The sequence below is a fragment of the Dyadobacter endophyticus genome (assembly GCF_014641595.1).
GTDB lineage: Bacteria > Bacteroidota > Bacteroidia > Cytophagales > Spirosomataceae > Dyadobacter > Dyadobacter endophyticus.
Map to the genome: position 1 here is coordinate 74,221 of NZ_BMIA01000008.1, position 15,383 is coordinate 89,603.

A 15,383-nucleotide genomic window follows, 5' to 3' on the forward strand; every position below is an offset into this window, starting at 1 on the left:
TTAGTAATTAATATTTAAATTGTTACCTCAATATAACATAGTGAGCCGATACCGACCGGGTCGTTTTCAATTTAATCTAAAAATACAATTTAGCCTATGAATGAAATTTACAGAGAAATTACCCCATTAACCCAGTACGATTGTTTTACTGTTTTTGACCGAAAAAAGACCGTTTTCGATTTCCCGCTACACAACCACGAGGAGTTCGAGCTGAACCTGATCCTGTCGGGGAAAGGCGTGAAGCGGGTCGTAGGCGATCATACCGAAGTGATCGAAGACGTGGAACTGGTGCTGGTGGGGAACAATCTGCCACATGGCTGGCTTACGAATTCCTACCGATGGCAGGAGGGAATGCCGGAGATTAAGGAAGTGACCGTGCAGTTTCACCGAGACTTGTTCGACGACAAATTTCTGAAACGGAACCAGCTGTTTTTTGTTCGTTCGCTGCTGGAAAAATCGGCTAAGGGAATCGCGTTTTCCAGGGATACGATTGAGCGGATCAAGCCCAGGCTCACCTCTCTGGCGCAAAAGAGCGGCTTCGATTCAATGCTGGAACTGATGTCTATCCTGCACGACTTGTCGGTTTCGCGTGATATGCGAACGCTTTCCAGCAGCACATTTACGGACGAAGACATCAATTTCAATAGTCGCCGCATCGAAAAAGTGTTCGCATTTATGCGTGACAATTATGATAAGGACGTGAATCTGGCAGGAGTAGCGAAGCTGGCCGGAATGTCGGAGGTGTCGTTCAGCAGGTTTATTAAAAAGCGCACGGGCAAGACCTTTGTGGAAAGTCTGAACGAGATCCGCCTCGGCCATGCATCTAGGTCGTTGATCAATACCTCAAACACGATTTCGGAGATCGCTTACAAGTGCGGTTTTAATAACCTTTCGTATTTCAACCGGATTTTTAAGAGCAGGAACGGCTGCACACCAAAGGAGTTTCGGGACAACTATTCCGGAACGCGAACATTTGTGTAGGAACTAGTTAATGACCGAATGATTGAATTTTGAATGACCAAATAAAAAAGAGTTCAAAGTCTCAGATAACCCTTGACTTTGAACTCTTCCGGAATTCATAACTTATGACTCATTCAGTCATTCAATCACTAAACCTTCAACATCCAGCCGAAGATATCTTCTTCTTTGCCGGTGCGGAGGTCGGTCAGGTAATTTTTTACTTTATTCACGAATGAATCTTCTTTGATTTCGGGTAGTGCGTAATCCACACCTTCGTACGCGATCGTCGCGAACGGAGAGATTACCACGGCAGTTCCGGCTCCGAATGCGGCTTCGAGCTTACCGGCTTTCAATGCGTCGATGATCTCTTTCACGGTGATACGGCGCTCTTCTACCGGAATTCCCCAATGCTCTGCGATGGCCACGATGCTTTTACGTGTGATACCGTCAAGCGTGGTTTCGGAAACGTGAGGGGTAAGCAGTTTGCCGTCCAGCATGAACATGATGTTCATTGTACCCGATTCTTCGATGTACTCATGATTGCGGGCGTCGGTCCAGATCAACTGATCGTAACCTTCCTGCTGGGCGAGTTTCGCCGGGTAGAGCGAACCTGCGTAGTTACCTGCGCATTTGGTAGCACCTACGCCACCTTCCGCAGCACGGATGAAATGCGTTTCCACTTTCACACGCGGAGGTTTTGCGTAATAGGTACCTACCGGGCTGGTAAAAATGATGAAATAGTATGATTCCGACGGTTTGACACCAATGTAAGGGTCGGTGGCAAACATATATGGACGAATGTAAAGCGAGCAGCCAGGCTGAGACGGCACCCAGCCTGCATCGAGGCGAAGCAATTCCGTAAGACCGTTCATGAAGACCTCTTCCGGGATTTGCGGCATACAAAGGCGCTCGGCGGACTTGTTGAGCCTTTTCCAGTTATCGATAGCACGGAAAAGCAACACTTCACCTGCGTCGTTTTTGTAGGCTTTCATTCCCTCGAAAATAGCCTGACCGTAATGGAGCGCGGCGGTCGCGGGGCTCAACGAGAGGTCGCCGTAAGGGACGATGCGCAGGTCTTGCCATTGTCCGTTTTTGTATTCGGCGATATACATATGGTCGGAGATGTTCCGTCCAAAAACGAGGTTGTTGAAGTCAACCTCCTGCAAACGGGATTTGGTGGTTTGCTGAACTTCTATTTGTACTGTGTCGGCTGTCATGATGCCAAAAATTTTAATTTTTCAAACGCTTTCCGAAGCTAATACTTTGAAAAAAGGCAGGATTTGGAGATCCCGGCGGATTCTCTAAGTCCCGCAATTTAAAGAATTTAATCTATAAATAATTGATATTTAGTATAACAATTATTTTTCCCGCGAGACCCTAGGTTGCCAGGTAACCTCTTCAATTCCCAGCTCGTGCGTCATCGCCCGGCAGAGCATAAAAAGGTAATCGGAAAGGCGGTTCAGATAGCGGATTACGGCAGGTTCGACTTCTTCTCCCTGCTGTAAATGGATCACCGCGCGCTCGGCCCGGCGGCAGACCGTCCGCGCGATGTGCCCGAATGAAACAGCCTGATGCCCGCCCGGCAATATGAATGCTCTTAATGGAGGCACATTAGCGTCGATCAGGTCCATTTCCTTTTCGAGCAGCGTAATGTCGTCGTCGTAAAGATCGGGTAATATCTTCTTTTTCTGGTCTGGCTCCGAAGCGAGGTGCGAGCCGATCGTGAACAGGCGGTCCTGGATTTCTTTGAGCAGGTCTTTACGACTCTCATTCACCGGTTGGTCGCGGAGCATTCCGATGTAGCCGTTCAGTTCATCGACGGTCCCGTACGCGTCGATACGCACGTGGGCTTTACTCAGGCGCGTACCCCCGATGAGTGAGGTTGTGCCTTTATCACCGGTTTTGGTGTAGATTTTCATGTGGGAATTAGGCCTTTGCTTTTTTCAATTAGGTTTTAGAAGCTTCCCGACCTAATTTTGCACCCGATTTACTATGGCGAAAAGACCTCTATTTAGGTTACCAATTCATGAAAGTTACAACATTTGCAATAAAGATCTGGCGTTGGGCATCGTTATTATTCGTTATCGGGGCGCTGGTATGGACGTATTCGCTTTTCCCGGAAATGGTCGCGGTCGACTTCGCGGATAGCGGTTTGGCCGAGCATTATGTGGATAAGGAGCATATTTTTTATATCGTAATGGGCCTGTTTCTGGTGAACAATGTGATCATCACAGGTATTGCCCGCCACATCCCGAACATCGATCCGATGAACCTCCCTATTTTGAAACGCAAGGAATGGGCGCAGCACCGAACTGAACTTAATGAGCACCTTACCAACTGGCTTTTTTGCCTCGTGGCCGTGATCAATACCATTATAGGTTTCAGCCTGCTGGCATTGGCGACTATCAATAGTACCAGCTACAAACTGGACGTTTTCGACTTCTCATGGCTTTATTACGCCAGTGTTGCCCTCGTTTTGTTTGTTTTCCTGCTTCCGTTGCGCCTGCTGTGGCCGCCTGTACACGAGGATAAACTGTAACATGGCGTGGTATGGAAGGTAGACTAACGGCTGAGGAGAACCACGACGCATTATGGCGGAGAGAGGCAGAGGCGATCGATCTGGAAAGCTATACCTATGACCTGCCCGACGACCGGATTGCGAAGTATCCTATGGAAATTCGTGATCAGTCGAAGCTCATGGTATACAGGAACGGTGAAATTAACCATTTGCGGTTTACCGACATTACTTCGCAGTTACCCGAAAACACACTCCTCGTTTTTAACGATACCAAGGTTATCCCGGCCCGCGCCCATTTCAAAAAAGAAACCGGCGCGGTGATAGAGCTCTTGCTCCTGCATCCCGAACTGCCTACCCGGGTGATCAACGATGCTATGCTGGTGCAGCATTCGTGTGTGTGGGAATGTATGATCGGAAACAAAAAGCGGTGGAAAGTAGGCGATACATTGTCAGCCGTCATACAGGTAAGTGGGGCGGACGTACAACTGAAGGTCTCCTATCACGATTACGAGCAAAATCTTATACGATTGCGCTGGGACACTGACGTTAGCTTTCTGGATCTCGTGAAAGCGTTGGGTGAGATCCCGTTGCCGCCTTACCTCAACCGTGATACGGAAGAGCCCGATAAGGAGACATACCAGACTGTGTATGCACACCATGACGGAGCAGTGGCGGCCCCGACAGCCGGATTGCACTTCACTTCGCGCGTTTTTGATGAACTGGAAAAGAAGAATATTCGTAAATCGTTTCTCACTTTGCATGTAGGAGCCGGTACTTTTCAGCCTATTAAGGCGGAGAAAGTGACCGAACACCGGATGCATTCCGAACAGGTCGTGTTCACGAAGGCGCTTATTGAGGATTTGCTTCAATCAGTTGAACGCGTTGTACCCGTAGGGACTACTTCTCTGCGATCGCTCGAAAGCTTGTATTGGTACGGAGTGAAGCTCTTCAAAAAGGAGACGACAGACTTCAATATAGAAAAACTTTATCCTTATCCCTGGAAGCAGGAAGAATTGCCCTCGGCTAAGCAGTCTCTTCAAGCCATTGCCGATTATATGAATAGCGTTGGTTTGGAAGAGATCGTAGGAGAAACGGAAATCTTCATTTTTCCGGGCTATCGTTTCCGCTTATGCCGCGGAATAATTACTAATTACCATCAACCGGGCTCCACACTCATTCTCCTTGTTGCTGCGTTTGTCGGAAATGACTGGAATAAGATATATTCAGAGGCATTAGCGAAGGATTATCGCTTTTTGAGCTACGGCGACTCGTCGCTCCTTTGGCTCAATGATAATGCATGATCTTATCATTTGCGAAATCCGCCTTATTGAACAGCAACCACCTTACTTGCTGCCGACACCCCATTCTCGTTAAAAGCCTCAATAGCAAAGTAATAAGGCACGCCGACATTCAGGGCGCGTAGCTCGAACGTATCCGGCTCGTCGTTCCAAAACTGATAGGTTTGGTAAAGCTTGTCGGGAGCGATGCCCCATAGCACATTGTAGCCGACAGCACCCGGTACTTTTTCCCATTTCAAATCCGCATTTCGAGTATCTTTCTGGCGGATGGCTGTGAAGGTCGCCGGCGTTTGGGGGGCTTTGCCGAAGCCATTCCCAAAGATGCGCAATTCGCTGATTGCGAGGGTTGGCGAGGCTACGTATACATGCTCATAACGCACGTAACGCGCACGGACGGGTGTCGCAAGTTCGATGTAGGCGCAGGGGCGGTCGCGCTTGGGTTCCTTTGTAAGGTCGCTCGCGAGGTCCCACTTTTTGCCGTTTTTCGATGTCCAGATCTTAAATTGCGTATAGACTTTTTCAGGCTTGTTGTCGAAAATGTCGGATTTGTAGTCGGTGTAGTTGACCTGGATAGCCTTCACTTCCTGCTCGGTTTGCAAATCGATCGTCAATGTTTCACCGGGCTTGTTTTGCTTGGCCGCCCAGAATGTCCGCGGGTTTTCGTCGGTAATTTTTTGCGCCGCCATGGTATCAAGCGTGGAAGAGGCGGTTGCGGGCTTTTTGTAGGACAATAGCATCCAGCCGGTGAAAAGCTCGTCGCCCTTGCCTGTCCAGGTTTTGGTGGGCATTTTGTGCGGAAAATCGCCGAAGCGGGTATTGGCGAACATCTGGCCGTCTTTGTCGAAACCGGCCGCATATCGCACAATGCGGCGCTCCATGGCCCAGTTCAGGCCGATCCACGAGGTTCCGGTATTCCAGTAGTTGCCAAAATTGTCCTGAAACGTATTGCCATGCCCGGCGCCGGTCGCGAAGCCGCCCGGCTTGTAGGAAACCGGGTTGTAAGGTGCATAGGTAAATGGCCCCAGCGGTTGGTCGCTCACATATGTGCCATTGGCGTATACATTATATTCTGTGCCGGGTGCGCCGTATTGCAGGTAGTATTTGCCTTTGTGCTTAGTCATCCAGGCGCCTTCGGTGAATGGTTTGAAAGGGTCCGAGTGGTTTGGCCCAAAGCGTTCCCAGCCATGCTCGTACTGATTTAGCCAAAACATGGACTGATATTGCCCCTTGAATGCAAGCCGTTTGGAATAATCCAGCTCCGAGCCGAAAATGGGATAGACGTTCGAAGAGCCCCAATACATATACCATTTGTCGGTATCGGAGTCGTGGAACAATGCCGGGTCCCACGGGCCAATGTCCTTCGGCAGCCGCGGCGTCCAGCGGTTGTAGAATTCCCAAATGCCTTTTTCAGGTGCAACCGAATACAATATCGGACGCGATTCGAAGGTGGATTGGAACAAAAATAATGTATCCCTGACGGAAACGGCTGCCGGCGCGCACATGTCCTCGAAAGGCCAGCGGTTGGCGGTCAGGTATTTCCAGTTGATCATGTCTTTGGAATGCCAGTAGCCACCTGAAATGGTTACGAAAAGGAAGTATTCGCCTTTGTGATTGATAATTACCGGGTCGGCGCCGGAGCGGTAGCTGATATTTTCGTTGAGCTGTTCGAAATTGTATTTATAATCGATGTCCATCGGGTTGCAATAAGTGCTCTGGGCAGTGGCGGGCATTGCACTGAGAACGAGTATCAAACCCATGAATATTCCGAAAGAGCGTAACAACATGATTTTGCTGATGACAGGGTACATATTATCCTTTTTAATCTTGCAAAATTACCTGTTTTTGAATTAATAATCTTCCGTGCGGGCAAAACCATCGCGTCTTTAAGAAGTTTTGAAACCGATAACCTTTACCTTTGCGGTCGATTTTGAAATAAGCAACAGTTTTTAGAATGGCGATTGATTTTATAGAGGAACTACGCTGGCGGGGCATGCTGCACGACATGATGCCGGGGACGCATGAGCAACTTCAAAAGGAGATGACTTGCGGATATATCGGTTTCGACCCAACGGCTCCTTCGCTGCACATTGGTAACCTGGCTACCATTATGCTTTTGGTGCATTTCCAACGCGCAGGTCACAAGCCGATCGCATTGGTGGGAGGTGCTACAGGGATGATTGGCGACCCATCTTTTAAGGCGGCCGAACGGTCGTTCCTCGATGAAGATACATTGCGGATCAATCAGGAAGGTATCCGCAAGCAGCTGGAATCGTTCCTGGATTTCGATTCCGGCGAAAATTCCGCTGAAATGGTCAATAACTACGACTGGTTCAAGGATATCGGCTTTTTGCAGTTTCTGCGCGATGCTGGTAAGTATTTGAGTGTCAATTATATGATGTCTAAGGATTCTGTGAAGAAGCGCCTGGAAACCGGTATCTCGTTTACCGAATTTTCCTACCAGCTCTTGCAGGGTTACGATTTTTATCATTTATATAAAAACAAAAATGTCCGGCTGCAAATGGGCGGTTCGGATCAATGGGGTAACATTACGACCGGTACGGAGATCATCCGCCGCAAGGAAGGCGATGAAGAGGGCTATTTCAAGGCCTACGCATTGACCACGCCGCTCGTTACCAAAGCCGACGGCTCCAAGTTCGGGAAAAGCGAGGGGGGAAACATTTGGCTCGATCCGGAACGGACGTCGCCTTATCAGTTCTACCAATTCTGGCTCAACCAGAGCGACGACGATATGCCGCGTTACCTGCGCGTGTTCTCGCTGAAAGGCCGGGAGGAAATTGAAACATTGGAAACGAGCCACGCTGCCGAGCCGCATTTGCGTATTATGCAAAAAGCATTGGCATCGGAGCTGACGATCCGTATTCACTCGCAAAAGGCCTATGACCTCGTGTTGAAGGCATCGGAAGTTTTATATGGCAAAGCGACATTGGAAACGCTTCAAAGCATTGCGGAAAATGAGTTCGAGGCAGTGTTCGATGGTGTGCCGCAAACTGAGATCAGCCGTCGGGAATGGGACGAATGTGCTAATATTACCGACCTGGTTTCCACTGTGACCCGCTCGGAAGTGTATGCTTCCAAAGGCGAGGCACGCCGCGCGATCCAGCAGAATGCGGTGAGTGTGAATAAATCGAAAGTTAGTTCAGCCGAACAGCCTTTGAGCGATTTCGCATTGCTGCAAAACAAGTTCTTGTTAATTTCAAAAGGTAAGAAGAACCATTTGATCAAGGTAATATGATGTTTCGACCGGCTTGGCAGGCGATTATGCCTTACCAAGCCGGTCGAAGCTGAAAATAGCGGCATCCTTATTTTTCTTTCCTGCAATAAGATCCGTGATGATCCCGGCAGCGATGACGCTGAACAGGATGCCGTTCCCGCCAAATCCCAATGCGAAATAGGTATTCGGGTGCTCCCTGACACCTCCGATAAATGGAAGACCGTCCTCGGTTTCCGCAAAAGTGCCGCACCAGCTGTAATCGGTAGCAAAGGGCAGATCGGGAAACATGCTGCGGGCATTTTTTTCCAGTTCTTTGGACTTTCTATTTAGCAGTTTGTCCCTTCTAATGGCGCTTTGGAACATTTCGTCCTTACCGCCGATCAACACCCGGTGATCCGCGGTTGTGCGCAAGTACAGATAAGGACGGGCGCTTTCCCACAGCAACGCATTCCCGTACCACAGTTCTTCCTTTTCGGGCATAGGCTTGCTGACGATCGCATAGGAAGAATGCAGGCGCACGAAGTTGTGCGATACCAGCTTCTGTGACTCATAACCTGCGGCAACAATCAATTTCTTTGTTTTGACGATGTTGCCGTTGTCCAACACCAGGGTGACACCGACCCGCTCATGTCGGATGTCGGTGATTTCCACTGTATCATACACGCGCGCACCCTTCTGAATGCACTCCTGCAATAGCGCATGCGTGAGCGCGTACGCATCTACCTGCGCGGCTTCGTGCGAGAGGATGGCGCCGCTTTTGCGAATGCCGGGAAAATGGGAACGCAATGTGGCCTGGTCCCACCACTCAACATCGATACCGATCTTTCTCCGTGCCTCGTACTCTTTTTCCAACAGCGGCAGTTCCTCTTTTTGGGACGCGTAATACACACTCTTTACAAGCGAAAAGCCGGTTTTGACCTGCAATGAGTCCACAATTTCGCGGGCTTTATGAATAGCCTCCACACACAAAAGGTAGCTGCGCACGGCATGTTTTTCTCCGACCATACCGATAAGATCTGTGAGCATGGTGTCGATCTCGTATTGAAGCAATGCCGTGGAACCGGACGTGCTTCCCATTCCGATATGCCGTTTTTCCAGCACCACCACGGGGAAACCGGCTTGTGTAAGATGCCACGCCAGTAACGCACCGGTAATGCCGCCGCCCATGATGACTATTTCCGCTGTCAGGTTTTCTGACAAAGCAGGGTAAGCATGCATCGCCCCGTTTTTGTAAAACCAATGAGGCTGCCCACTGAGTAGATCCATCGAGAGTTTTTGTTAACTGAATGGATCAGGTGGTTAAAATTCTGTACCAGGAGGTTTGGAATGCACTGATATTTTTATGGAAAAGGAATACTTAAATCTGATACGCCTATTAAACGAGGAAGCCGTTGAATATTAAATCTCAATTAGCTCTTCCCGGAAAACGTATTCAAAACCGGCGCGGCGGTCGGGTTGTATTGGTATGACTGCCAGGTGTGGTCGTTGTAGATTTCAACGATGCGGTAGCCCTTGTATGCGGTTCCCCAGTTGCCGCCGAAATGGCCGTCGAAGAAATAAGGCTTTTTGCCGTAGATCTTCGTGCTGTCCTGGTCGTGGTCATGTCCGTTAAAAATCGCTTTCAGATTTGGCGTATTTTCGAAGAGTTCGATCACTTCATTGCATTCGATACCGTTAACCGTCCATTTGGCCGGAGTAATATGCAGGAACACGAAAATGCCCTTTTTGTCTTTGTACTTAGCGATTTCGCTGCGTAGCCAGGTCGCGTCCGGGCACACGTACTCCCCTTTTTCATTCGAAGTATCACCTACCACGAAAGCATATTCCCCCTTGGCAAAACTATGGTTGGTAGGGTATCCCCAGGTGCTTTGCCACACATCCAGTCCCACTTTGTCGTGGTTGCCGCGACTCACGTAATAGGGCACGCTGAGGTTCGAGATGGTGTTCTTGAAATCGTATAACAATGTTGGGTCGTCGTGGATGAGGTCGCCGTTCAGAAAGAGAAAATCCACGCCTTTTTGCAGCTTTTCGCGGTTTACCCAGCTTACCAGGTCCGAATGGAAAGTCTTAAACTCGGTGTTGGCCTGTCCGTAATGTCCGTCGGAGGCGACGATGAACCGCAGCGAGATATTAGCGGCAGGTTGCGCTTTTACGGGTTCCGACAGGTAGGTGATTCCGGATAATGCAGGCAGGAGTTTAAGAAAAGACCGTCTCTGGAAAGTCATGGTTTTAGGGGTTTAAATAAAATGGAAACAGGGGTTTCTTGTACTTTCAAAAATAGGTATTAGTCCGTGATATTTCCTTAATCTTGCACGGTGTTAAGAATATTTAATAAAAATAGCATTCATGGACCGGCTTATTCTGCAAAAAGCGGCTTCCTATTGCGCCTATCAGGAACGGACGCAGGACGAGGTGAAGCAGCGCTTGAAAAAATGGAATGTGTGGGGCGACGAGGCCGACGAGATCATTGCCGAGCTTATTTCCATGAATTACCTCAGCGAGGAACGGTTTGCAAAAACATATGCCGGCGGCAAGTTCAGGGTCAAAAACTGGGGCCGTATGAAAATCAGGCAGGAACTCAACCGCCGGGGGCTCAGCACGTATAGCATTGAAAAAGGAATGGGAGAGATCGGCAACGAGGATTATGTAGCCGGGTTGCGCGAGTTGCTTTCCAAGAAGCGGGATCTGTTGTCGAAAACAGAGACCGACCCTTTCAAACTGAAACAAAAACTGGCGAGGTTCGCGCTCGGGAAGGGGTATGAAAGCGAACTGGTGTGGAAGGAGTTGGGGGAGTTATAAAGGTTGTAGTAATAGGCGGGAACGATGTCCCTGAGCGGAGTCGAAGGGTAATTGCATCACGCAAATGCCCTTCGACGCCGCTCAGGGTGACAGTAACACTCCGAGCGAAGTTCTTTCTTTAATTTATTAGAAATCAGAGTCGAACGAGATTCTGTGTGCCGACTCTTTGTCTTTCACACCGCTCATTACACCCGCTTTCTGATATTCTCCCACGCGTTTTTCAAAGAAGTTGGTCTTGCCCGGAAGCGAGATCAGCTCCATGAAGTCGAACGGGTTGGCCGAGCCGAACTGTTTTGGGCAGCCGAGTCTTTCGAGCCAGAAATCGGCGATGTATTCAATGTATTGCTTCATTAATTCTGCATTCATGCCGATCAGCGACACGGGAAGTGCCTCGCTCACGAACTCTTTTTCGATTGCCACGGCGTCCAGCATGATTTCGATCACGCGTTCTTGGGGCAACTGATTGACGATATGCTTGGTATAGAGCAAACATGCGAATTCGCAGTGCAAGCCTTCGTCCCGGGAAATCAGCTCGTTGGAGAACGAAAGTCCCGGCATCAGGCCGCGTTTTTTAAGCCAGAATATCGAACAAAATGATCCCGAGAAGAAAATTCCCTCTACGGCCGCGAAAGCGATAATGCGCTCCGCAAAAACAGGGCTATTTATCCACTTCAATGCCCAATCGGCTTTTTTCTGCACGCAGGGAATGGTCTCGATTGCCCGCAGCAGTCTGTCCTTTTCAACGGGATCTTTAATATAAGTATCGATCAGCAGGGAATAGGTTTCGGAGTGGATGTTCTCCATCGCGATCTGGAAACCGTAGAAGCATTTGGCTTCCGCATATTGCACTTCGCTAAGAAAATTGACAGCCAGGTTTTCGTTGACGATCCCGTCGGATGCCGCAAAAAATGCCAGTACGTGGGAAATGAAATGCCTTTCACCATCGTTCAGATTCTCCCAGTCCTTCATATCCTGCGACAAATCGATTTCCTCGGCGGTCCAGAACGAAGCCTCATGACGTTTGTACATTTCCCATATGTCGGAATGTTTGATGGGGAACAAAACAAACCGCAAGGGATCTTCGGTCAACAGGGGTTCCTGTCTGGTAAGTTCTTGTGACATAGTTGATTAGAGTATTTTACTGCGATCAGAATGATATAACGTTATTACTTGCCGTTGGCTCTGACAGCCGGGCCGGAAGAAAACAAAGCTACATGCTTTGGGCTAAAATTCAAACAAAGTTACCGACATGAGGCCGTTAGAAAACCCGAAACGCCCCGCCCGATAATTATTAAAGTCATGTGAATGAGCCTGTGGGTATAATGCAGGTGGGTAGTGCTTTGGATTTCTACCCCGCAAATATTAAAATAACGACCTATGCCCGTCACAGGCCTGAGGAGGTACGTCAATTTGTTTCGTCATCTCCGCAACCCCTCGGAATATGTTTTCGATAAGTTCCGCGACCGTGGCAGGACGCTACACTTTGTCACTAAACCCAACAAACTCAGGTTCGAAGTCCCGCCTAGCCTCTATCAAGTATTCAAAGAAATTTTTATGGCCGACGTGTACAACATCGAGGCCCTGAGGCGCGTACTGCCGGATGATCCGCTGGTTATCGATATCGGCGCCAACGCCGGTTTTTTTGATATATTGCTTTTATCTAAGACAAAGAATGCCCAAATTTATGCGTATGAGCCTCTAAGCAGTAATATCGAACGAATGCGTTCGGTTGCCTCCTTCAATCGCGAGTTTGATAAGAGCGTGATTATCAATCCCGTTGCCGTGACCGGGACACCCTGCGAAACGTTGCGTCTCTACACACAGGATACCGAAGATAATCAGGTCGTTGCTTCATCGTTGAAGGGGTTTGATATTGGTAATACAAAAGAGCTGTGGACACGTGCGATTTCGCTTTCGGATATTATAGCCGGTATGCCGAAGGTGAAGATCGATCTGTTGAAAATGGATTGTGAAGGAAGCGAGTACGACATTATTCTGAATACCTCTCCGGATATGATCCGCCGGATTGAAAGAATGCTGATAGAAGTGCATGATATTGATAGCCAATTTAATATAAAAACATTTACCCGGTATCTTCGTGAGTTGGGGTATGAGGTGACTTACACATCCATTAACGGTTTTTGTTATGCCCTGGATGCTTGCAAAAAATGAATGATCAATTTATGTTGAAAAGAATTCTGATTGATTGCGAAAGGATGAGGCACCCTCATACCGGGCTTTATCATTACTGCCTTCAATTGGGGAATTCCATTTTGAAAAAAGTGGGCGACGACAAAGAGAAGATCGCTTTTTATTTGCCAACTTCCGCAGAACATGCATTCGGAGAAAATGCTAATTACGTTTCCCAGCACTTTATTCACAAATTGTTTTTTCCGGATACCAAATCTGTCGACATCTGGCATTGTACTTACCAGGGGTCGAGATATTTTCCGTTCGGCAAGAAAGTATCGGTGGTCTTAACGGTCCATGACCTGAATTTTCTTTATGATGGAAACCGGTCCGAAAAACGCATAAAAAAGTACCTGAACCGATTGCAGCTCAAAATCGACAGGGCCGATCATATTGTGGCCATTTCATTTTATGTTCTGGAAGATTTAAGAAAGTACCTTGAATTAGGAGACAAGCCGACGTCCGTGATTTATAATGGTTGCAATATCGAGGATTCGGGCATCATATTTAAGCCTGAAAACCCGGTGGAACAGCCATTTCTATTTACCATAGGTACGATTGTGGGAAAGAAGAACTTCCACGTGCTGCCTGCATTGCTGGCAGGTAGCAATTTTAAATTGGTTATAGCGGGTATCGAAAGCAGCCAGGAATATAAAAAGACAATTATCAGGGAAGCGCAGAAGTTCGATGTGCTCGACAGGCTGGTTTTTACTGGGCCCATCTCCGAGAACGACAAGAAATGGTATCTCAGTAACTGTGCGGCTTTCGTCTTTCCGTCGATTGCAGAGGGTTTTGGGTTACCGGTGATCGAGGCGATGTATTACGGCAAGCCGGTGATCCTGTCACGCTGCACCTCGTTGCCGGAAATCGGAGGGGACTGTGCGTATTATTTTGATAACTTCGAGCCGGAGCACATGCGCAATGTGTTGAATACGAGCCTCGAACATTATAATAAAACAAAGCCCAGGGAAAGAATCCAGGACAGGGCCAGATTCTTTTCCTGGGACAGGGCTGCTTCGGAATACCTTGAGTTATATCGAAGTCTTGCTAATTCAGTTTAATAACCTGCTGATATTTTAGCATCATCCGGAAGTTATTAATCACATCGATAATGCCGATTTCTGAGTGGTGCTTCTTCATTTCCCTGTTAAAAGCCACTTTCTTCGCTTGCAGGTTTTCCCGATTCTTGAAGAAATCCCAATAAGCTTCCACTTTGAAAAATTGCAGTGTGAGAAGACCGAGTAATACATCACAAAGGAGAATCTGTAAGTGCCACAATTTTAAATCCATTCCTTGTAAATGCAGGTAATGAACATAATAGCGGTTCCTGAAATGGATTCTTTTGATTGCTTTTTTATGATTATGGTTTTTGGTACTGGCTGAAACTTCATGCCGGCAAACAGCATCGTGTTCATAATAGCATTTCCAGCCCAATCTCCAAGCCCGGATCGAAAGCTCCTGATCTTCGCCATAATAGGGATTAAACATTTCATTGAAGCCATTAATGGCTTTCAGTTTCTGTGTATCCATTAATGCAATTGCTCCCGACAAATAAAATGTTGGAGTAAATGTGTTGATGTTTTGCAAATGGAAGAAATCCGACGATTTTATTTTCCTCCCCGAAATTTTAGGCTCTCTTGCTGCTTCGCGAATCAAATCATCGTTCATGCCTATAACCCTACCCATAACACCAAAAGTGTCTTTCAACTCGAAATATTTGTAGAGTTTTTCCATGTAACCTGGTTCAAGGGTTACATCGGTATTCAGGAGAAAAATCAGGTCATTGGTGGCATTCTGAATGCCTATATTGCAAGTATCCGAAAATCCTGAGTTAGTATCTTTGCGAATCAGCGTGATTTTATCGTTGTAATGTTCTTGTAAATATGCAACAGATTCATCGGTGGATGCATCGTCGATTACGATAATCTGAACACTTGTTTCAAGTTTTTGAAGGACTTTATAATTATGCTCAAAATATTTTTCGAACAGGTGTTTTCCGTTATAATTGGGAATTACTACTGATATACTTTTCATATATAATCGGTTATCCAGTTAGTTGAGCGTTTTGTTAATACCCGATTCTTTAATACTTCCTCGTAACAGGATGGCGTTCATGATCTTCTCCTTTGGTGAAATTATATAGCTCATTTCCATATCCATGCGGATATTTTTTGTACAAATATCAAGCCAGCGTTTTTTGAGCTACGCCGCCTGGACTTATGACTCTGTTGTTAGGGAAATGGTTGGAAGAGGGTCGATAGCACCAGGTGCAAAACCAAGTGGCGGAAATATAACTTCTATACTAACACTACGGCGTAATATTTATTGCATTCACTTGGAACAATAAAGATTACATTAAAATTGTACCCGCGACGTATAATCATCG

General features: G+C 47.5%; 14 protein-coding genes. 7 read left to right on the top strand and 7 right to left on the bottom strand.

What is annotated here, in order from left to right:
* The first annotated feature begins 96 nt into the window (after window positions 1–96).
* The gene (locus tag IEY24_RS31570; protein ID WP_188939288.1) at window positions 97–981 is read left to right on the top strand and encodes an AraC family transcriptional regulator; all 885 of its coding nucleotides are present in this window, start codon (window positions 97–99) and stop codon (window positions 979–981) included.
* 128 nt (window positions 982–1,109) lie between these two features.
* Here the strand turns inward: IEY24_RS31570 and IEY24_RS31575 are convergent, their stop codons facing one another.
* Together IEY24_RS31575 and IEY24_RS31580 are read right to left on the bottom strand one after the other, a co-directional pair.
* Complete coding sequence (locus tag IEY24_RS31575) at window positions 1,110–2,177, bottom strand: branched-chain amino acid aminotransferase (protein WP_188939289.1); 1,068 nt, start codon at window positions 2,175–2,177, stop codon at window positions 1,110–1,112.
* 141 nt (window positions 2,178–2,318) lie between these two features.
* On the bottom strand, window positions 2,319–2,879 hold the full coding sequence (locus tag IEY24_RS31580) for a cob(I)yrinic acid a,c-diamide adenosyltransferase (protein ID WP_188939290.1): 561 nt from the start codon (window positions 2,877–2,879) through the stop codon (window positions 2,319–2,321).
* 107 nt (window positions 2,880–2,986) lie between these two features.
* On the opposite strand from IEY24_RS31580, the gene IEY24_RS31585 reads away from it, so the two are divergent.
* Together IEY24_RS31585 and IEY24_RS31590 are read left to right on the top strand one after the other, a co-directional pair.
* On the top strand, window positions 2,987–3,499 hold the full coding sequence (locus IEY24_RS31585; protein ID WP_188939291.1) for a hypothetical protein: 513 nt from the start codon (window positions 2,987–2,989) through the stop codon (window positions 3,497–3,499).
* Between the two features lie 11 nt (window positions 3,500–3,510).
* Entirely contained in the window at window positions 3,511–4,779 is a 1,269-nt protein-coding gene (locus IEY24_RS31590; RefSeq protein WP_188939292.1) for an S-adenosylmethionine:tRNA ribosyltransferase-isomerase, read from the top strand.
* Window positions 4,780–4,802: 23 nt separating this feature from the next.
* Here the strand turns inward: IEY24_RS31590 and IEY24_RS31595 are convergent, their stop codons facing one another.
* The gene (locus tag IEY24_RS31595; protein WP_188939293.1) at window positions 4,803–6,584 is read right to left on the bottom strand and encodes a family 43 glycosylhydrolase; all 1,782 of its coding nucleotides are present in this window, start codon (window positions 6,582–6,584) and stop codon (window positions 4,803–4,805) included.
* 149 nt (window positions 6,585–6,733) lie between these two features.
* Here IEY24_RS31595 and tyrS point away from each other — a divergent pair, with 149 nt between their 5' ends.
* Entirely contained in the window at window positions 6,734–8,029 is a 1,296-nt protein-coding gene (tyrS, locus tag IEY24_RS31600) for a tyrosine--tRNA ligase (RefSeq protein ID WP_188939322.1), read from the top strand.
* Window positions 8,030–8,053: 24 nt separating this feature from the next.
* Here the strand turns inward: tyrS and IEY24_RS31605 are convergent, their stop codons facing one another.
* Both IEY24_RS31605 and IEY24_RS31610 read right to left on the bottom strand, forming a co-directional pair.
* Window positions 8,054–9,274, bottom strand: a complete 1,221-nt coding sequence (locus tag IEY24_RS31605; RefSeq protein WP_188939294.1) for an NAD(P)/FAD-dependent oxidoreductase — start codon at window positions 9,272–9,274, stop codon at window positions 8,054–8,056.
* Window positions 9,275–9,417: 143 nt separating this feature from the next.
* The gene (locus IEY24_RS31610; RefSeq protein ID WP_188939295.1) at window positions 9,418–10,233 is read right to left on the bottom strand and encodes a metallophosphoesterase family protein; all 816 of its coding nucleotides are present in this window, start codon (window positions 10,231–10,233) and stop codon (window positions 9,418–9,420) included.
* Window positions 10,234–10,354: 121 nt separating this feature from the next.
* Here IEY24_RS31610 and IEY24_RS31615 point away from each other — a divergent pair, with 121 nt between their 5' ends.
* Window positions 10,355–10,807, top strand: a complete 453-nt coding sequence (locus IEY24_RS31615; protein ID WP_188939296.1) for a regulatory protein RecX — start codon at window positions 10,355–10,357, stop codon at window positions 10,805–10,807.
* Between the two features lie 126 nt (window positions 10,808–10,933).
* Here IEY24_RS31615 and IEY24_RS31620 read toward each other — a convergent pair whose 3' ends face one another.
* Entirely contained in the window at window positions 10,934–11,929 is a 996-nt protein-coding gene (locus IEY24_RS31620) for a ribonucleoside-diphosphate reductase small subunit (RefSeq protein ID WP_188939297.1), read from the bottom strand.
* 255 nt (window positions 11,930–12,184) lie between these two features.
* Between IEY24_RS31620 and IEY24_RS31625 the strand changes: the two genes are divergently transcribed.
* Window positions 12,185–12,979, top strand: coding sequence for an FkbM family methyltransferase (locus IEY24_RS31625; protein ID WP_188939298.1), 795 nt, complete (start codon window positions 12,185–12,187; stop codon window positions 12,977–12,979).
* Window positions 12,980–13,023: 44 nt separating this feature from the next.
* Window positions 13,024–14,058, top strand: a complete 1,035-nt coding sequence (locus IEY24_RS31630) for a glycosyltransferase family 4 protein (RefSeq protein ID WP_229223375.1) — start codon at window positions 13,024–13,026, stop codon at window positions 14,056–14,058.
* On the opposite strand, the gene IEY24_RS31635 is transcribed toward IEY24_RS31630, so the two are convergent.
* On the bottom strand, window positions 14,045–15,031 hold the full coding sequence (locus IEY24_RS31635; RefSeq protein ID WP_188939300.1) for a glycosyltransferase family 2 protein: 987 nt from the start codon (window positions 15,029–15,031) through the stop codon (window positions 14,045–14,047). The genes IEY24_RS31630 and IEY24_RS31635 overlap by 14 nt on opposite strands.
* Window positions 15,032–15,383: the final 352 nt, after the last annotated feature.